Source organism: Actinacidiphila paucisporea, from assembly GCF_900142575.1.
Classification (GTDB): Bacteria; Actinomycetota; Actinomycetes; order Streptomycetales; family Streptomycetaceae; genus Actinacidiphila; species Actinacidiphila paucisporea.
This window is the reverse complement of record NZ_FRBI01000003.1, coordinates 318,076-336,571: the sequence shown is the minus strand read 5'-3', so window position 1 is coordinate 336,571 and position 18,496 is coordinate 318,076. Positions and strand designations below refer to the sequence as shown.

At 71.7% G+C, this 18,496-nt stretch carries 16 protein-coding genes; 6 read left to right on the top strand and 10 right to left on the bottom strand.

The genetic code is table 11. The features are described from left to right. Nucleotides 1–110 precede the first annotated feature (110 nt). The gene (locus tag BUE44_RS07545; protein WP_073495119.1) at nt 111–944 is read left to right on the top strand and encodes a PIG-L family deacetylase; all 834 of its coding nucleotides are present in this window, start codon (nt 111–113) and stop codon (nt 942–944) included. Between the two features lie 123 nt (nt 945–1,067). On the opposite strand, the gene BUE44_RS07540 is transcribed toward BUE44_RS07545, so the two are convergent. Then, entirely contained in the window at nt 1,068–1,916 is an 849-nt protein-coding gene (locus tag BUE44_RS07540; RefSeq protein ID WP_073495117.1) for a LysR family transcriptional regulator, read from the bottom strand. Between the two features lie 134 nt (nt 1,917–2,050). Between BUE44_RS07540 and BUE44_RS07535 the strand changes: the two genes are divergently transcribed. Further along, a complete protein-coding gene (locus BUE44_RS07535) occupies nt 2,051–2,776 on the top strand; it encodes an SDR family oxidoreductase (RefSeq protein WP_073495443.1) in 726 nt (241 codons plus the stop codon). Nucleotides 2,777–2,901: 125 nt separating this feature from the next. Further along, nucleotides 2,902–5,205, top strand: a complete 2,304-nt coding sequence (locus BUE44_RS07530) for a right-handed parallel beta-helix repeat-containing protein (protein WP_073495115.1) — start codon at nt 2,902–2,904, stop codon at nt 5,203–5,205. Between the two features lie 89 nt (nt 5,206–5,294). Here BUE44_RS07530 and BUE44_RS07525 read toward each other — a convergent pair whose 3' ends face one another. Both BUE44_RS07525 and BUE44_RS07520 read right to left on the bottom strand, forming a co-directional pair. After that, nucleotides 5,295–6,485: a hypothetical protein gene (locus tag BUE44_RS07525; RefSeq protein ID WP_200804357.1), complete on the bottom strand. Its 1,191-nt coding sequence runs from the start codon at nt 6,483–6,485 to the stop codon at nt 5,295–5,297. A 306-nt stretch (nt 6,486–6,791) separates the two neighbouring features. Then, nucleotides 6,792–7,706 (bottom strand): alpha/beta hydrolase, encoded by a 915-nt coding sequence (locus BUE44_RS07520; protein ID WP_073495110.1) that lies wholly within the window; start codon nt 7,704–7,706, stop codon nt 6,792–6,794. A gap of 109 nt (nt 7,707–7,815) precedes the next feature. Between BUE44_RS07520 and BUE44_RS07515 the strand changes: the two genes are divergently transcribed. Continuing rightward, complete coding sequence (locus BUE44_RS07515; RefSeq protein WP_073495108.1) at nt 7,816–8,262, top strand: MarR family winged helix-turn-helix transcriptional regulator; 447 nt, start codon at nt 7,816–7,818, stop codon at nt 8,260–8,262. A gap of 97 nt (nt 8,263–8,359) precedes the next feature. Here BUE44_RS07515 and BUE44_RS07510 read toward each other — a convergent pair whose 3' ends face one another. Further along, nucleotides 8,360–9,073: an SDR family NAD(P)-dependent oxidoreductase gene (locus tag BUE44_RS07510; protein WP_073495106.1), complete on the bottom strand. Its 714-nt coding sequence runs from the start codon at nt 9,071–9,073 to the stop codon at nt 8,360–8,362. A 172-nt stretch (nt 9,074–9,245) separates the two neighbouring features. Here BUE44_RS07510 and BUE44_RS07505 point away from each other — a divergent pair, with 172 nt between their 5' ends. After that, a complete protein-coding gene (locus BUE44_RS07505; RefSeq protein ID WP_073495104.1) occupies nt 9,246–9,854 on the top strand; it encodes a TetR/AcrR family transcriptional regulator in 609 nt (202 codons plus the stop codon). A gap of 102 nt (nt 9,855–9,956) precedes the next feature. On the opposite strand, the gene BUE44_RS07500 is transcribed toward BUE44_RS07505, so the two are convergent. The 5 genes from BUE44_RS07500 to BUE44_RS07480 form a co-directional block, all read right to left on the bottom strand. After that, nucleotides 9,957–10,238, bottom strand: coding sequence for a cellulose binding domain-containing protein (locus BUE44_RS07500; protein ID WP_073495102.1), 282 nt, complete (start codon nt 10,236–10,238; stop codon nt 9,957–9,959). Further along, entirely contained in the window at nt 10,193–10,504 is a 312-nt protein-coding gene (locus BUE44_RS37785) for a LacI family DNA-binding transcriptional regulator (protein WP_265737152.1), read from the bottom strand. The genes BUE44_RS07500 and BUE44_RS37785 overlap by 46 nt, the downstream gene beginning before the upstream one ends. A gap of 171 nt (nt 10,505–10,675) precedes the next feature. Beyond that, a complete protein-coding gene (locus BUE44_RS07490; protein ID WP_073495100.1) occupies nt 10,676–11,599 on the bottom strand; it encodes an RNA polymerase sigma-70 factor in 924 nt (307 codons plus the stop codon). Between the two features lie 87 nt (nt 11,600–11,686). Then, nucleotides 11,687–12,454, bottom strand: a complete 768-nt coding sequence (locus tag BUE44_RS07485) for an SDR family NAD(P)-dependent oxidoreductase (RefSeq protein ID WP_073495098.1) — start codon at nt 12,452–12,454, stop codon at nt 11,687–11,689. A gap of 135 nt (nt 12,455–12,589) precedes the next feature. Then, the gene (locus tag BUE44_RS07480; RefSeq protein WP_073495096.1) at nt 12,590–13,318 is read right to left on the bottom strand and encodes a TetR/AcrR family transcriptional regulator; all 729 of its coding nucleotides are present in this window, start codon (nt 13,316–13,318) and stop codon (nt 12,590–12,592) included. A gap of 90 nt (nt 13,319–13,408) precedes the next feature. Here BUE44_RS07480 and BUE44_RS07475 point away from each other — a divergent pair, with 90 nt between their 5' ends. Continuing rightward, nucleotides 13,409–14,272 carry an SDR family oxidoreductase gene (locus tag BUE44_RS07475; protein WP_073495094.1) on the top strand — a complete coding sequence of 288 codons (864 nt, stop codon included), beginning with the start codon at nt 13,409–13,411 and terminating at the stop codon, nt 14,270–14,272. A 112-nt stretch (nt 14,273–14,384) separates the two neighbouring features. On the opposite strand, the gene BUE44_RS38365 is transcribed toward BUE44_RS07475, so the two are convergent. After that, nucleotides 14,385–18,383, bottom strand: a complete 3,999-nt coding sequence (locus BUE44_RS38365; protein WP_143172482.1) for a hypothetical protein — start codon at nt 18,381–18,383, stop codon at nt 14,385–14,387. Nucleotides 18,384–18,496 lie beyond the last annotated feature (113 nt).

The following is an 18,496-nucleotide window of genomic DNA, read 5'->3' as shown; positions in this document are numbered from 1 at the left end:
GGGAAGACGGAGGCCGCAGGGTCGCCCGTCTCGCCGGGCCCTGCCCCGGCATCGTGGTAAGCACGCTACGCGCTTCGGACCAAGACGTATCTCCGCAGGAGGACTGTTTCATGACTGACCGGCCCTTGACGCTCATGGCAGTACACGCCCACCCCGACGACGAGGCCACCGGAACCGGCGGAATCCTCGCGCGGTACGCGGCGGAGGGCATCCGCACGGTTCTCGTGACGTGTACCGACGGCGGTTGCGGTGACGGACCGGAGGGCGTGAAGCCCGGCGACCCCGGGCACGATCCGGCAGCGGTCACCGCGATGCGCCGTCAGGAACTCCAGGCCAGCTGTGACGTCCTGAAGATCAGCGATCTGGAGATGCTGGACTACGCCGACTCGGGAATGATGGGCTGGCCGAGCAACGACGCCCCCGGGGCCTTCTGGCAGACCCCGGTCGAGGAAGGCGCCGCCCGACTGGCTGAGCTCATGCGGCACTACCGACCTGATGTGGTCGTCACCTACGACGAGAACGGCTTCTACGGCCATCCCGACCACATCCAGGCCCACCGCATCACGATGGCGGCGCTGGAGATGACCACGCTGACACCGAAGGTGTACTGGACCACAGCGCCCCGCTCGATGATGCAGCGGTTCGGCGAGGTCATGCGGGAGTTCGCTGAGGACATGCCCGAACCGGATCCTGCCGAGGCCGCCGCGATGGCCAAGATCGGCCTCCCCGACGACGAGATCACCACGTGGGTGGACGCCACCGCGTTCAGCGGCCAGAAGTTCGACGCGCTGGCCGCGCACGCCAGCCAGGGCGAGAACATCTTCTTCCTCAAGATGGGCAAGGAGCGGTTCGGCGAGTTGATGGGCGTGGAGACCTTCGTACGTGTCCGGGACACCACCGGCGCGGCCGTACCCGAGAACGACCTCTTCGCCGGCCTGCGCTGATCCCTCCTCGCCGGCGATTGGCCGGAGTGGTCCGGTCCACCGCGGGCCGGAGCGGCCTCATCCACCGGCGGGGAAACTTCGTACCCGACGGGACCGCGCCTTCTGTGGGCAGTCCGGCAGTCCTCAGAGACGGGTAGCCGCCCGGACGAGGGCGGCGACCGCTCGGGAGCGGCTGTGGGGCGGCCACGCGATCACCGTGGTCACCGTCGGTGCGTCGGCTACGGGGACGGCGACGAGGCCGTTCCTCAGCTGGGGGCGCACCGACTCGGGCAGGATCGCCGACGCACGGCCGAGCGCGACCAGTTGGAGCAGTTGCGTGTGGTTGTGCACCGGCGGGCCGGCACCGTCCGGGAAGGTGCCGTCGAGGTTCGGCCAGCGGGGCATGGGCAGACCGGGCAGTGCGGCGACGTCGGACATCCGCACATGGGTCCGGCCGGTGAGGGGGTGACCGGCCGGAAGGACCACGACCTGACCCTCCGCGTGCAGATCCTCCGTGTCGAGCCCGGCCGTCGAGTCGAACGGCCGGTGCAGCAGCGCCACATCGGCCCGCCCGTCCCGCAGCAGCCGCTCCTGCTCGCCGATCCCGCACAGCACCACGTCGACGGCGACCGCACCGGGCTCGGCCGCGTAGGCGTCGAGCAGTTTCGCCAGTAGCTCGCCCGTCGCTCCGGCCTTCGTGACGAGGACCACGCCGGGTCGGCCGGTCGGCGCGAGGGCGGCGCGGCGGGTTCTGCGCTCGGCGGCGTCGATCGCGTCGAGGGCCGCCTGCCCCTCCCGCAGCAGCACCGACCCGGCGTCGGTCAGGGTGACACCGCGGCTGCCGCGTTCCAGCAGCGCGGCCCCGAGCCGGCGTTCGAGTTGCTGGATCGCCCGCGACAGCGGAGGCTGGGCGATCCCGAGCCGCTGCGCCGCCCGCCCGAAGTGCAACTCCTCGGCGACGGCGACGAAGTACCGCAGCTCCCTCGTCTCCATGCCGCCAAGTTACCTGACCCCGCCTCGGCGCCGGCGGAAACGACGGCAGTGAGCTGGTCCGATACCGGGGAGGTATCGCCGCTTACCCAGATGGTGTTGGCCGCGTCGCGGGGGTGCGGGACACGATGGACCGCATGAGCGGACAGACGATCGCGCTGGTCACCGGCGCGAACAAGGGAATCGGGTACGAGATCGCGGTGGGCCTGGGCGCTCTCGGCTGGAGCGTCGGCGTCGGCGCCCGGGACGGGGCACGCCGGGAAGCCGCCGTACAGAAACTGCGGGCGGGCGGCGCTGACGCGTTCGGCGTGCCGCTCGACGTGACGGACGACGCGAGCGTGGCGGCCGCCGCCCGGCTGGTGGAGGAGCGGGCCGGCCGCCTCGACGTCCTGGTCAACAACGCCGGAGTGACCGGCGGCATGCCGCAGACGCCCACCACGGTCGACCCCTCGACCGTACGGACGGCCGTGGAGACCAACGTGATCGGCGTCATCCGTGTCACCAACGCGCTGCTGCCGCTGCTGCGCCGTTCCGCCTCGCCGCGGATCGTCAACATGTCCAGCAGCGTCGGGTCGCTCACCAAGCAGAGCGCTTCCGGCGAGGAGACAGGGCCGATCTCCGCGGCGTACGCACCGTCGAAGACGTTCCTCAACGCTGTGACCGTCCAGTACGCCAAGGAGCTGCGGGACACGAACATCCTGATCAACGCCGCCTGCCCCGGCTACTGCGCGACCGACCTCAACGGCCTCCGCGGCGTGCGCACCCCCGAACAGGGCGCGGCGATCGCGATTCGGCTCGCGTCCCTCCCCGACGACGGCCCGACCGGCGCGTTCTTCGACGATGACGGGGTGGTGCCGTGGTGACCTCGGGCGCATGGTGTGTGCGATGATCCGGCGGGCGCAGGATGGAGGCGGGACCTCCTGCGCGGACGGGGGAGTCGATTCCGCCGTGATCCCTGGGGGGACTCATCAGAACTCGTAAGGCAGCCGTGTTCGGCGCCGCGTTCCTGGCCGGACTCGCCGTTCCCGTGATCGGGACGGCGAGTGCGCATGCCATGGGCACCGACCTCTATGTCAACAACAGCTCCGTGTCGCACTGCACGAACTCGGGAAGCGGCACGAAGACCGCCCCGTACTGCAGCGTTCAGGCAGCGGCCGACGCCGCTGTGCCCGGTCAGACGGTGCACGTCGCGGTGGGCGACTACCGCGAGCACCTCACGCTGACCCGGTCGGGCACCACCGCGGCACCCATCACCTTCATCGGGGCCACCAGCGACGACGGCTCGGCGGTGGTCGGCATGTCCGACGCGGGCCACCCCGGGCACGGGCTGCTGGTCTCCGGCGCGCAGCACATCCGCATCAAGGGCTTCCAGTTCGTCTCCGACGAGGACGAGCCCGCCCTGTTCGACCACGCCACCGACGTCTCGGTCATCGGCTCCTTCCCCTGGGGCGGGGGAGCCGGCACCGCCGCCGTTCGCGTCGGGACAGGGTCGGACCGGGTGACCTTCGGTGGTTCCGAACTCAATCCCATAGGCCCCGCCGTCGTCATCGAGCAGGGCGCGAGCAACACCGTCGTCACCACGAACGACATCATCTCGAACTCCGGCGGCAGCGACCCCCAGATCGTGGCCACGGGGGCGCCCGGCACCACCGTGGTCGGCAACACCATCTCCAGCAACTGCGGTGGGGGCGTCATCCTCGACGGAGCCTCGACGGGCGCGGTGGTCGAGAACAACGTCATCGACACCGGCGATGACTCGGACTACCCGACCCTGCGCTGCCCCGCCGGATCGAAGGACACCGGTATTTCGGTCTCGGCGCAGGCCGCCGCGGACACCAGGGTGGACTACAACGTCGTCAGCCCGACCAGCGGCGGCCCGGCCTACGCGTGGGCCGGTACGCCGTACACCACCCGGCCGGCGTTCACGGCCGCCTCGGGGCAGGGCGCCCACGACTTCGTCTCGGACCCCACCATCCCCTGGAAGGGCACCGCTCCCAGGACCGCGGCCTGGGTGGACTCGGCCGACGAGAACGCGCCGGGCCTGCTCGACGCCGACGCATGGGGCTGGCCGGCCCAGGACGACCCGCTCGTGCCCAACACCGGCACGGGCTCCGGGTTCCGCGACCGCGGCGCCGAGGAGTACCAGGACTTCGGCAGTGTGTTCACGCCCACCGGACCCACCCGGGTGCTCGACACCCGCGACGGCACGGGCACGGGAGGGACGGCCGCGCCGCTGCGGATCGGCGGCACGGTCAACCTGAAGCTCTCGGACATCACGGGGGTGCCGGCCACCGGCGTCACGGCGGTGACGATGAACGTCACCGTCACCCGGCCGACCAGCTCCGGCGTACTGACGGTGTACCCGCACGACCAGGCCAAGCCGATCGCGTCCAACCTCAACTGGGCGGCCGGCCGGACCGTCGCCAACCTGGTGACGGTGCCGGTCGGCGCGGACGGCACCGTGTCGTTCTCCGCCAACGGCGTCGCCGGCACCGTGGACGTCGTCGCCGACCTGGCCGGCTACTACAGCGCCAAGGGCAGCCCGTTCAGCCCCGCCGGTCCCACCCGGCTGCTCGACACCCGGAAGGGCATCGGCACGGCGCGGGCCCCGGTCACGCTGGGGCACACCGTCGACCTCCAGGTGGCCGGCGTCGGCGGCGTCCCCTCCACCGGCGTCACGGCGGTCACCTTGAACGTCACGGTCGCGGACACCACCAGCGGCGGCGTGCTGACCGTCTACCCGCACGGCCAGACCCCGCCGACCGCGTCCAACGTCAACTGGACCGCGGGCGCCGTCGTGCCCAATGTCGTGACCGTCCCGGTCGTCGACGGCAAGGTCTCCTTCTTCGTGCACGGCGGCACCGGCAAGGCCGACGTCATCGCCGACCTGGCCGGCTACTACGGAGCCAGCGGCAAGAACTCCTACCGGGCTGAAGGCCCCTGGCGCCTGATGGACACCCGCAAGGACACCTACCTCGACGAGGGCATGACGCTGCGCAAGGCCGGGGTCGTCCCGCAGGGCGGGGACCTGACCGTCCCGATGGGGCCCGTACCGATGTCGGCGGTCGTGCTGAACGTCACCGTCACCGCACCCACCGCCGCGGGCGTGCTCACCGCCTACCCCAGCGGCACGCCCCGCCCCGCGACCTCGAACCTCAACTGGGTCAAGGGGCAGACAGTGGCCAACCAGGTGATCGTGCCGGTGGGCAAGGACGGCAAGGTCGTCTTCCACAACGGCAGTTCGGGCACCGTGCACATCGTGATCGACTACTTCGGCCGGCAGAGCATCTGACGCCAGGCGGTCACGAACCGCGAAGGAGCGGCCCGCCCACCGAGCGGTGGGCGGGCCGCTCCTTCGCGGGAGCTCGGTGCCGGTCGGCGTCAGTTCTCCGTGACGCGGCTCCAGGTGAACGGGCCGAAGGAGGTGGCCGTCGTCAGGCGGTGGGCGCCCGGGGTGACGGTCAGCTTCAGCCATTCCAGCGGGGTGGTGCTGCCGTGCACGACGATGCGGTGGAAGTTCGTGACGTCGTACGACGGGTGGCTGTTCCAGGCGTCGTAGGCGCAGACGTCCGCGTCGCCCGTGCAGGGCGCGCCCTGGGCGAGCGGGTCGTCCGAGCGGTAGACGTGCGAGTCGCCGACCAGCAGCAGCACCGGCTTGCCGAAGGCGGTGGTGTGCCTGGCCAGGCTGGACACGACCGGCTCGTAGTTCGCCACGTGGGCGGCGGGCTTGCCGTCCAGGTCCCACATGTCGGCCTGGGTCGCGACCACGACGCTGGACACGCCGCCGACCTTGGCGAGCGCGAAGGCGGTGTCCAGCCAGCGCACGTCGGCCGCGGTGCGGTGGGCGGCCTCGTCGAGCTGCTGCTGCGAGGCGGTCGGCGCGCCGTACCAGGGGTCGGCGTCGTTGTTGGAGCCGCCGGGCACGTCGACGGTCACGAACAGGGTGCCGTTCTTGACCCACAGCACGTTCTCCACGTACCGGGCGTCCTCGGGGTGTGCCCGGTCGGGCACCTGCGCCTGCGACAGCACGCGCAGCGTCCCGCTGCCGAGGGTGTGGCCCGGCTTGGGGAAGAAGGACTGGCGGACCAGGTCCAGGTTCGCGACCGGGTTGCCGGAGGCGTGGTCCACGGGCTTGCCGGTGGCCGGGTCGAGCACGGGGTCGATCTGCCCGGTGGCCGGGTTGTACGTGCCGCCGCCCTCCGCGACCTTGTGGCAGTCGGCCCACTCGTTGTCGCCGGGGGTGTAGACCAGCGGATCGGCGAAGGTCTTCCACAGGGCGGCGACGGACCGGTCGTACGCGGCGGTGCAGTACTGCTTGCCGGAATGGATGTCACCGACATGGATCACGCCGCTGACGTCCGGGTCCGCGTTGACGTTGGCAATGAACGCCGGCGTCGCGTCGAACTCGGAGGTGTCGGTCGGGGAGGTGCCGTACGGAGCGTCGCCGTACACGGCGAGCGTGAACGGCGCCCGGGTCCCGTGCCCGAAGTCGCTCGCGTCGGCCGTCGTGGCGGCTGGTATGACGCTGAGCGCGAGGGCCACGCCCACGGCCGCGAAGGACCTTCTTTTCACTGTGTCTCCTCGATGAGTTCGACCCGTGCCGCAGCAGCGTGCGTGCGGCGCACGTCCCGTCGGGAACGGACAGGTGAACGGACATCCAATGCGAGGTTTACGTGTGTTGACCCGTGCGGTCGGCGGTCGCCGCGGGTCTGGCCGCAGTCGCAGGTTCGCAAGTCACGCCCGCGGCACGCCGGATGGGTTCGCTCGTCGGCCGGGGTTGACCCTCGACCCGCGTGCAGGCAGGCCACGGAGTCCGGCGAGCAGGCGCCGGGTCAGAACCGGGCGATCTGTCCCCGGCGGCCGAGCGAGGTCGAGCTTTCAGTGGGTCGGTTCGAGAGGTGCGGCGGTCAGGTGGGTGGTGAGGAAGCGGGCGGCGCGGTCGAGTGCGGCGTCCGCCTCGTCGAGGCGGCCGTAGTGGTGCTGGAAGACGTGGGGCAGGCCCGGTGAGACGTCGAGGGTGACGTCGACGTCGTCCGCGGCCGCGCGGCCGGCCAGCCGGACCGCGTCGTCGAGCAGCACCTCGTTCGCCCCGACCTGCACGAGGAGTGGGGGCAGTCCGGTGAGGTCGGCGAACAGCGGGCTGGCCAGGGGGTGCGCCCGGTCGCCTGCGCCGACGTAGAGGTCGGCGTACGCGCGCACGTCGGCTTCGGTGAAGATGGGGTCGGCGCCGTCCTTGGACCGGATGCTGTCCCCGGCGAGGGTGAGGTCGACCCAGGGGGAGAAGAGGACTACGGCGGCCGGTTGCGGCAGCCCGGCCTCCCGGGCCGCGAGCAGCGTGGCGATGCTCAGGCCGCCGCCGGCGGAGTCGCCGGCCACCACCAGGTCCCGCGGGTCGGTGCCCGCCGCCAGCAGCTCGCGATACGCGGCGAGTCCGTCGTCGACGGCCGCGGGGAAAGGGTGCTCGGGCGCCAGCCGGTAATCCACCGACATCGTTCGCAGCCCGGCGCGGCGGGCCAGTTCACCCACCAGCCCTGCGTGGGTGTCCGGTGAGCCGATGACGTAGCCGCCGCCGTGCAGGTAGAGCAGCCGGCCGCGGCCGTGCGCTTCGGCCGGCTCCAGCTCCAGGGTCGGCCGCCCGCCCAGGACGGTCCTGCGGGTGGCCACGCCCTCCGGCGCGGGGCGGGCGACAGCTGCGGCGAATCCGCTGCGCTGCTCCTCGACGGTGGGCGGCGTCTCGCTGCGAGGGGCGGATCGGAGCATGGCGTCCAGGGCGTCGCGCTGGTGTCGTGACATGTGAGGCCTCCATGGGTCGGGATGCGAGGATGGATTCCTGGGAATCCATCCACCTGAGCCCAACCGGATTCCACGGAAGATGATTCCCGGGAATCTACTGGAGGTTGCTGTGAGCCACGTCACCCCGGTCTTCACCGACCTCGTCCGCGTCGAGACCCGCCTCTACAACGTGGTGAGCGCACGACTGCGCGCCGAACAGGGTCTGGGGCTAGGACAGTTCGAGTTCCTGGAGATCATCGACCGCGTGCCCGGGTGCCGCGTGCTCGACATCGTCGGTGAACTCGCGATCACCGTGGGGGCCGTCAGCAAGGCGGTCGACCGGCTGGTCACTGCGGGCTGGTGCGTACGGGTCGCACACCCCCAGGACCGCCGCTCGTCCGTCCTCCGCCTCACACCCGAGGGCGAGAAGCAGCTGGCCGCATCCCGCCCCCTGGTCGAGAACGAACTCGCTGCCCTTACCGCGACCGTTCCCGCTGACGACCTGACCCGCATCGCCTCTACCCTGGCCGCCCTCCGCGCGACCCTTGAGGCGGGGTCCCAGGGCCAGCCGGGCTGAGGTGGCATGCCGTCCTGGAGGTGTGCGGAACGCGGAATCCGGCCGGCGCGCTTGCCCGACCACCCGCCGGCTTCGCGCACTGCTGTCCGGGCGCTCGTCAGGGGCGGGAGTGGACGCCCATGCCGCCGGAGACGACGAGGTTGTCGCCGGTGATGTAGCCGGCGGCGTCCGAGGCGAGGAAGGCCACGGCTTCGGCGATGTCGGCGGGAGCGCCGACGCGGCCGAGCGGGACGCCCTCGGCCCAGGAGTCGATCATCTCCGGAGAGACCCCCAGCTTGCTGTAGGCAGGGGTGTTGATCAGGCCGGGGCTGACCGCGTTGACGCGGATGCGGCGGGGGGCGAGTTCGAGCGACAGGGACCGCATGAGGGGCAGCAGTGCGCCCTTGGCGGCTGTCATGGCGGCTCCGAGCCCTTCGCCCGCGCCCACGGTGAACACGACCGAGGCGCCCTCGTTGAGGAGTGGGAGCGCCTTTTGCAGGGTGAAGAAGTTGCCCTTGACGTTGATGTCGAACAGGGCGTCGAAATCGTCTTCGCCGGTCGACTCGATCGGACCGGGGCGGGAGATGCCCGCGTTGAGGAACAGGAGGTCCAGGGAGCCGAACTGCCGGTGTGCCTGGTCCACCGCGTGCTCGATGTCCGGCAGGGATCGTGCGTCGGCCCGGACGACCGTGATGCCGTCGGGAAGTCCGGCGGTGGCGAGGGTTCTGACTCCGGTGACCATGACGCGATAGCCGCGGGAGTGGAGCAGCTCAGCCGTCGACTTGCCGATGCCGCTGGTTCCACCGGTGATCAATGCTGCGGGCGCGGACATGAGGTGTTCCTTTGCGTGATTCCGGGTTTTCTGCGTGCTGACGGTGATCGGAGAGCGATCGGTGGGCGGCTCCGGTCAGCGGTGCTCGCCTATGGCAGCGTACGACATGATGGCAGCGACTGCCAGACTGCGTATGAGTGCCGGACTGGCAGGCCTCAGCTAACCTGGGCGTATGAAGCAGGAAGCCAGGACGGCGGCGGGTGCGCCGGCCACGCTGTGGGAGCGGACCCGGCAGCTGGCCACCCGGGAGATCCTCGAGACCGCCCTGCGCCTGTTCACCGAGCAGGGCTACGACGAGACGACCGTCGCCCAGATCGCTCGGGAGGCCGGTGTCTCCCAGCGCACCCTCTTCCGCTACTTCGGTGCCAAGGAGGACCTTCTCGGCGGCGGCCAGGACCGGTTCGGGCAGGTCCTGACGGACACGATCAGCGAACAGCCGGCCGACGTCGGCGTTTGGGAGGCCCTGCGCGCGGGGGTCGCTGCCGTACTGGCCCTGCACGACAGCCGCGAACAGGCCCTTGAGCGGTTTCGCCTCCTGCACAACACCGCCTCGCTGCGCGCCGGTTACCTCGAAAAGCGGCTGCGGTTCCAGGAGGATCTGCTGCCGCTTGTCGAGGCGCGTATGGACACCCGTGCCGGCAGCGCCGATCCGAGGGCGCGCGCGGTGGTCGCGACGGCGTTCGCGTGTCTGGACGCCGCGTCGATGACGTGGGTCGCCAGCGACGGCAGGGGCGACATCATCGACCTGTACGACGAATGCCTGGCTGCGGTGCGCGGCTGACCCGGACCCACCGGCCGACCCTGATCGCCGGAGAGGGGAACGCCCCGTACCTGGTCACGAGCAGGTGTGGGGCGTTCCGCCGGTCTCATGAGGTGGGGAAGGTCAGTTGGGTGTGCAGGACAGCGACGGCACGCTGAACGAGCCGCTCGCGGCGGCCTGGAAGCCGAAGGTCGTCGCTGCCGAGGCTGCCAAGGAGCCGTTGTACGACAGGTTCTTGGCCGTCACGGCTGCACCGCTCTGGGAAACGGTCGCGTTCCAGCTGCTGGTCACCGTCTGGGTGCCCGGCCAGGACCAGCGGTCGGTCCATCCGGTGAGGGGGGAGGCGCCCGCCGTCACGGTCACGGTCGCGACGAGTCCGGTGCCCCACTGGGTGTCGATGTGCATGCTGGCCGCGCAGGTTGCGCCGGTCGTCCCCCCGGTGGTGCCGCCGGTCGTCGTGCCTCCGGTGGTGGTGCCTCCGGTGGTGGTGCCGCCGGTCGTCCCCGATCCCGCGTACTGCGCGGCGACCTGGGCCAGGTCCGTCCCCGTCCGTGCTCGCGGATCAGCTCCTCGATCCGCTGCCGGGTGCCCACCGACACCCCGGTTCGCCCGTGGATCACCTTCGACACGGTCGAGGCCGACACCCCCGCGAGGTCGGCGATACGGGACACACTGATCTCCCCGCGCACCCGACCGGTTCCCTCTCCCACACGCCGAAGCCTACGCGACCCGTCGCGGCACGCCGGTGCCCGGCGATGCCGCGATGACGCCGTGCGATGCGGGCCGGAGCCCGGTCGGCGGAGGCCGGGCTCCTCCGCCGCGGAGCACCGCCGGCTCCTCGGTCAACCTGCCTTCGGGCGCTGATGGTTCGCCTCGCGGAGCGCTTCCCAGGCGTCCCCCACCGGCCCGATATGCCCGAGCTTCTCCGGGTTGTTCACCGTGCGGATCGTCTGGATCCGCCCGTCGACGACGTCGAGCGACCAGGTGCCCAGAACCCGGCCGTCCCGGTCGCGGAGGATCGCGCCCGGCTGGCCGTTCACCTGCTGGGGCTGCACGACGCCGGCCCCCCTGACGACCAGGGGGGTGAACGCCGCGAGCAGCCGGAGCACGGGCTCGGCACCGAGGAGAACGGGCACGAATTGCGGGGCCCTGCCGCCGCTGTCACCGACCATCTGTACGTCGGCGGCCAGCAGTTGGGCCAGCCCGTCGACGTCGCCCTCCCGGAAGGCGTCGAAGAACCGCTCGGCGAGTTCCTTGCGCTCGTCGCGGTCGGCTTCGAACCGGGGTCGGCCCGCGTCCATGTGGCGGCGTGCGCGTACCGCGAGTTGATGGCACGCCGCCTCCGTCCGTCCGACGGCCGAGGCGATCTCCGGGAACCCGAAGGCGAACACCTCCCGCAGGACGAAAACCGCGCGTTCGAGCGGGGTGAGCCGTTCCAGCAGCAGCAGGGCGGCCATCGACAGCGAGTCCGCGAGTTCCGCGGACCGCGCCGGGTCGTCGTACGGGTCGGTCAGCAGCGGTTCGGGAAGCCACGGGCCGACGTACTCCTCCCGGCGGACGCGAGCCGAGCGCAGCACGTCGATCGAGATCCGGGTGACCACAGTCGACAGGAACGCCTTGGCCGACCGGGGCCGGGCGGAGGCGGCCTGGTAGCGCAGCCATGTCTCCTGGACCGCGTCCTCGGCCTCGCTCACAGCCCCCAGGATCCGGTAGGCGATCGAGAACAGCAGCGGCCTCAACTGCTCGAATTCCTCGGCCTTCGTCACACCCGCTCCTCCGTGAGAACCCTGCTGCCGATGATGCCGGGGCGACACCTCGTGACCCGGGGAAGGCACCGCGGTTCGGTGGCACCGTCACCAGGGCACCGGGCCGTCCTCGCTGAAGAATCCGGCGGTCGGCCCGTCCGCGCCCAGGACGGCCAGGCGTACGACGATCGCGGCTCCCTGTGCGACCGTGAGGAAGCCGGTGTGGTCGTTGCTGTCGGTGTCGACGTAGCCGGGTGCGGCGGCGTTGACGAGAATGCCGTCCTTGCGCAGCTCGTTGGCGTACTGCACGGTCAGTGCGGTCAGTGCGCTCTTGGACGGCGAGTACGCCGCGGACGGCAGTAGTGCGGCGAAGGGCCCGTCCGGATCGCTGGTGAGGGTCAGCGACGCGGCGTGACTGCTGACGTTGACGACGCGTGCTGCCGGCGATCGACGCAGCAGCGGCAGCACGGCGTTGGTCACCGCGATCACCCCGAAGACATTGGTCTCGAACACCGCCCGCACAGTGTCGAGGTCGACAGCGCTGGGGACCTGATCGTGGGCGTTCTCGGGCGAGACCTGCCCGGAGCCGGTGATGCCGGCGTTGTTGACCAGCACGTCGAGGTGGCCGAAACGCTCCTCGATCTGCTGTGCGGCCTCGCGGACGGAGGCCGGGTCGGTGACGTCCAAGGTGACCGCGTGCGCGTCGCCGCCCGCAGCCCGCAACTCCGCCGCGGCCTCCTCGCCACGCCGCGGGTCCCTGGCGCCGATCAGGACCGTCATGCCGAGCGCGGCGAGTTGCTCGGCAACCCCGCGGCCTATGCCCTTGTTGGCCCCGGTGACCAGCGCGACCTGCTGGTGGGTGGTCTCTTCGCTCATGGCCGGCTCCTTCGTGTCGAGGTCGGTTCCTGCGGAACCTGTCGTCGCCACCTGAGACGAGACAGCCTCGCCGTATCTGACACGCGGGTCTGACACGGCCTTTCTCGGTCCCCGTTCGGCGCCCGGCACGCGGGGTCAGGCTCGCGGTGCGCCGCCGTCCGCCGCCAGGCGGGTGAGCCACTCGCGCAGCAGGTGCTGCTCGGCGTCGCTGAGGACGCCGGCGTCGTCGGGGAGGGCCGCGCGCAGTGCGCGGGCCGCGGGGGCGGGGCCGGACTCCGCGGGGTTGACCGTCGGTTCGGCGCGCGTGACGGCGGCCACCATGGACTCGCGCAGGATGGTCAGCAGCAGCGGATTGCGGCGTTCTGCGGGCGTGGAGTGCCAGGTGGTGACCGCGCCCTGGCCGGTGGCCTGGATGATCTGGGCGGCCAGTTCCTCGTCGACGCGCAGCCACCCCCCGGCCGCCAGCCGGCGCACCCGCCCGCGGAGGATCTCCAGGCCCGCGCGGTGTGCCGCGTCCGGCCCCCGGCCGGTGGCCCGGTTCATCACCGCGAACAGCTCAGGGCGCGAGACCCCGAACTCGACCACCAGGTCCCAACCGCGGCGCAGCTCCTCCACCGGGTCGTCCGGGGCGGAATCGAGCTGCGCGCGCTTGCTCTCCAGGAACTGTGCGTAGCCGTGCTCGGCGACTGCCTCCAGCAGGCCCTCCTTGTCGCCGAAGAGGCGGTAGATCGCGGGCGGCTGCATCCCGGCCGCGGCGGCGACCGCGCGGGTGCTCACGGCGTCCGGCCCGCCGCTCTCGAGCAGCTCGACGGCCGCCACGACGATGCGACGGCGCGGGTTGTCGGTGGTGTCACGAGCAGGCATGAATCAACGATATCGAGGATTTGCTTCCGGCGTTAGTTTCGATGTTACCGTTGAGATGATTCCGCTGGAAGCAATGTTGGGAGAAACCCCGTGATCATCGTGACCGGAGCCACCGGAAAGCTCGGGCGCCGCACCGTCGAGCGCCTCCTGGAGCGTGTCCCCGCCCACGGCGTCGGTGTCAGCGTCCGCGACCCCCGCAAGGCCCAGGACCTCGCCGACCGCGGCGTCCGCGTCCGGCAGGGCAGCTTCGACGATCCCGCCTCGCTCGTGCACTCCTTCGAGGGCGCCGGGCAACTGCTCCTCGTCTCCCTCGACCGCACGGGCGAGGAGTGCGTCGCCGGCCACCGCACCGCCATCGACGCCGCCGTGAAGGCCGGCGTCGGCCGCATCCTCTACACCAGCCAGATGGGCGCCGCCCACGACTCCCGCTTCCAGGCATGCCGCGACCACGCCAGGACCGAGGACCTGCTGCGCTCCACCGGCCTGCCCTGGACCGCGCTGCGCAACGGCTTCTACGCGGCCAGCGCCCTGCAGTTCCTGGAGCCCGCGCGCCACACCGGCGACATCGCCCTCCCCGCCGACGGCCCCGTCACCTGGACCGGACACGACGACCTCGCCGAGGCCACTGCGGCGGTCCTCGCCGACGAGGGCCGTTTCGAGGGACCCACCCCGCCGCTCACCGGCCCGGCGGCGCTCGACTTCGACGCCGTCGCCGAGATCGCGGCCGAGGTCACCGGCCGGTCCTTCACCCGCACCGTCGTCGCCGATGACGACTTCCGCGAGCAGGCGCTGGCGCACGGTGCGCCGGCTCCGATCGCCGACCTGATGCTGAGCATCTTCGCGGCGGCGCGCAACGGTGAGTTCACCGTTGTCGACCCCACGTTGACCGAACTGATCGGCCGAGAGCCCGCCCCCTTCCGCACCCAGCTGGAGCAGGCCTGGGCCGCGTCGTAGATCCCGCACCGTTCGGTGGGGCGTGCCTCACCGGCCACGACGTCGTCGGGCCCCCGCCGCGAGCAGAGCGGCGGGGGCCCGACGACGTCGTACCAGGGACCGGACCTCGGGGTCAGGCGGTCGTCGAGGTGAAGTAGCCGTTCAGGTCGGCGACCACGTTGACCGTGCCGAAGTGGTTGGCGAAGGTGATGCGGCCGTCGATCACCGGTACCACCACCAGGTTGGAAATCGTCTCGCCCTTCGTGAAGTTCAGGTTCGACGCCCCCGGCAGGGGCCGGCCGTGCGGGTGGACGGTCAGGAAGTCGGAGGTGCTGGGCCCGGTCACCGTCACATTGAGGACGACGGCGGTCAGGCCCTCGTCCTGGGACGGCACGCCCGCCACACCGGCGACCGGGATGCTGACCACTCCGCCCGGCCCGACCGTGCCGGCCCGCGCGCCCAGGCCGGTGCGCGTGTCCAGCAGCCGCACCGGTCCCGCGGTGGAGAACCCCGCGCCCGACGCGGTGTAGTAGCCGGTGACGTCGGCCACCAGGTCTACCGTGCCGTAGGCGTTGCGCAGGTCCACCGTCCCGTTCGCCGCCACCGGAACGATCACCAGGTTGGGGATGGTCTCGCCCTTGGTGAAGTTCAGGTTCGACGCCTGCGGCACCGCGCTGCCGTCAGGGTAGACGGTCACGAAGCCGCTGGAGGTCGGGTTGACGGCGGTGACGTTCATGACCACCGCGCTGACCCCGGTCGCCGGCACCCCGTGCGCGCCCGCGACCTTCAGTTTCACGACACCGCCCGCACCGACCCGGGCCTTGGGCGCACCCGTGCCGTACCGGGTGTCGAGGAACCGTGTCGGCGACAGCGCCTTGAGCGAAGAACCGCCGCCGGAGGACGTGTAGTAGCCGGTGACGTCGGCCACCAGGTCGACCGCGCCATAGGTGTTGCGCAGATCCACCGTCCCATTGGCGCCCACCGGAACGGTGACGAGGCTGGGGATGGTCTGCCCGGCGCGGAAGTTGACGTTCGACACCGAGGGGAGCGGCTGCCCGTCGGGGTAGACGGTCACGAAGCCGCCGGTGCTCGGGTTGACGGCGGTGACGTTCATGACCACCGCGCTGACCCCGGTCGCCGGCACCCCGTGCGCGCCCGCGACCTTCAGTTTCACGACACCGCCCGCACCGACCCGGGCCTTGGGCGCACCCGTGCCGTACCGGGTGTCCAGGAACCGCGTCGGCGACAGCGGCACGAGGGTACTGCGCGCGGGCGCCGGGGCGGCGGTGACGGTGTAGGCGTTGTGGAGGGTGCCGTCCTCCGAGGTGTCGGGCGAGCCGTAGCGGACGAGCGACACGTCGTACGTGCCGGGCGACACGCCCCCGGTGTCAAGCAGCACGGTGAGCGAGGTGGAGTCGCCGGTGATCGCGACGGCCGTACTCGGGCGGGTGCCCACCGCCGCGCCGTTCCGGCTCAGCTCCACCTGGGTGTCGAGGGTCAGGTGCGCGCCGTGGACCACGAGCTGGTTCTGCGTGCCGGACTGCCCGGTGGACGTGCTCAGCCCGCCGATGGTCGGCAGCGGCGTCTGGCTCGCGCAGCCGGACTGGCACACGCCCTGCATCGTGTACTCCAGCGGCGCCGCCGTGTCGCCCGGCGACAGGATCAGGACGGCCTGCGTCGCCGTGGCGTTGCCGTCGGCGAGGCACTGGTAGGCGAAGGTGCCGTAGTTCTGACCGAAGCACTGGTAATAGGAGTCGATGGAGGTGCCGGCCCATCGGCTCGCGTCCGCGCTGAACATGTCGAACTGCGGCGTCGCCGGGTACGAGGTCTCGCTGTCCGTGCCGTAGACGTTGAAGCGCTGCCAGGTCGTGACCGGCATCACCGCGCAGTACGCGGTCGCGGTCTCGGTCAGGGTTCCGCTGCGCGGGGTGAAGGTGTCCGGCGTGAGCGGATGGGCGGTGCACTGCGGCGCCCAGCCGGAGGCGGTGCCCACCTTCCAGGTGTCGACGTGCGCCGCGATCGGCGCGTCACCGTAGTCGGCGGCGATCACGACGACGTAGGACGTGCCTCCGGTGGCCCGGCAGGACGAGCCGTGCTGCCAGCACAGGATGCGGCCGGTGCCGTCGAAGACCAGCAGTTCCGCGCCGGTCTTGCGCGCGGCGCCGGGCGTGCGGACGGCGAACCACATCCTGTCGCCCGCGGCGGCGGAGACCCGCAGGCACCGCTCGTCCAGCGCAGAGGAGAGGGTGTAGCCGGTGGAGGCGCCGCCCATCGCGGTCGACGCCGGGGCGGCACAGGACGCGCCGCCGGAGACGTCGTGCCGCGCCACGTCGTAGGTGTCGACGCGGCCGGTGCCGACGAGCAGCGCCGCGTAGGAGACACCGGAGGCCAGCGCGCACGGGGCGAGCGAACTGCCCAAGGAGGAGCACACCTTGTCGCCCTTGGCGTCGTACACCTGGAACGAGGCGTTGAGCTGGTTGCCGGTGTCGGTGTAGTCGAAGACCTCACCCGTGGAGTGCCCGCCGGCGGGCAGCGCCAGGCAGGCGGTCTGCGCCGTGGCGGTCAGCGCGACGTGCGCGCCCGCGGAACCGCTGCCGTACGCGGTGCGCGGCCAGGTGGTGCAGCCGGCGGTGTTGCCGGTGCGCTGCACCGTCACCTGGTAGGTGGCGGTGGCAGGGGCGGCGAGCACCATGCGGAAGGGCGCGGTGCCGGTCAGCTTGCAGACGTCGAAGGAGTAGTCGGTTTCGCACTGGCTGATGCCCTTGGCGTCGTACACCGCCTTCGTCAGGGAGGGGCCGGTGGTGGTGGTCGCCAGGTACAGGCCGCTGCCCGTGGCGGTGGGCAGCGTCCAGCAGAACTCCTGGCCGGGCGCCGAGACGGCGGCCTGTGCCTGGCCGGAGGCGTAGGTGTCGTCGCGTCCCGTGGTGCAGCCGTCGGTCTGGCCGACCTTGTGCAGGGCCAGGGCGAAGCCCGCCGCGGGGATGTCGCTGGTGCCGGCCGCCCAGATGTAGTCGCCCGCGGAGAGCGCACAGCCCTGGGCCATGTAGTCGTCGCCGGAGTAGCAGGGGACCTCGGTGCCGTCCGTGGTGGACAGTGCCCCCGTGACCTGACGGTCCGCGCTGGAGGCGCCGATCAGGTACGAGCCGTCGGCGGGGATGTGCAGCGTGCGGCAGGGCGAGGTGCTGGCGGCCGGCACCGAGCCGTAGGGCTGAACCTGTACGGCCGCGCAGCCCTGGGGGTCGGACAGGCGCGTGGCGGTGACGGCGTAGTCGAGGGTGGTGCCGCCGTCGGTCCACACCAGCGCCCGGTAGGGGGCCGTGCCGGTCAGCCGGCAGGGATTGTTCTGCCAGCAGACCACGGTGCCGACCGCGTCGTAGACCGTGATGTACTCGGAGTAGACCGAGGCGAGGACCCGCAGGGTGTCCCCGGCGGCCGAGGGCAGGGCGTAGCAGTCGCCGATGCTCCCGGCGGCCAGCGTGCCGGTGAAGTGCCTGGGGTCGCCCAGCGCGGTGTCCGCCTCGCTCACGGCGGTGCAGCCCGCGGTGGACAGCGGCATCAGGTACGACACCGAGAACTCGGGCGTCAGACCGTACCGACCGGTGACCGTGAGGGTGTACGTGCCGGCGGCGACGCTGGGACACCTCTGCTGGAAGTTGCCGTACGACTGGCAGGACACGCTCTGGCCGTCCGGGCCGGTGAGCATGGCGAGCGTGTCGTCGCCCTGGGATGCCACCTCGTACGCCAGCAGGTCCTGGCCCTTGGCCACCGTCAGCGTGTACGCGGCGCCGTCCTGCGGGACGGTCGCGCAGTGGTAGACCGTGACAGGGTCGAGGGCGCCTGAGCAGGACTCGGGCAGGTCGGCGGCCCGGATCTCGCGGATCGCGGCGTCGTGGTGGGCCTGCCCGGCGGCGGCGGGGCCGGTCGCGGCCTTGGGCCGCGCATGGGCCTTCACGGCGGGTGCCGCGCTCGCCGTTGTGGACGAGCCGGCCACCGGGCCGGTGGCCCCGCCGGTCGCCGCGAACGCCGCGCCCGTCGGCGCGACGAGCGCGGCCAGCACGCCGAGCAGCAATGCGGCCGCGGCGGAGGTGGATCTGCGCGTGCGACAGGCACGCGCGCCCGAAGGCAGTGTCATGGATTCCCCCCCCCAAGGGAAAGCGCCCCGCCCTCGCGCGATGGTGGCGAGGTCACACAGGGCGAGCCGAGTGTACTGGCGCCCTCAGACACCACGCGCCCGGGTTTCCCCAC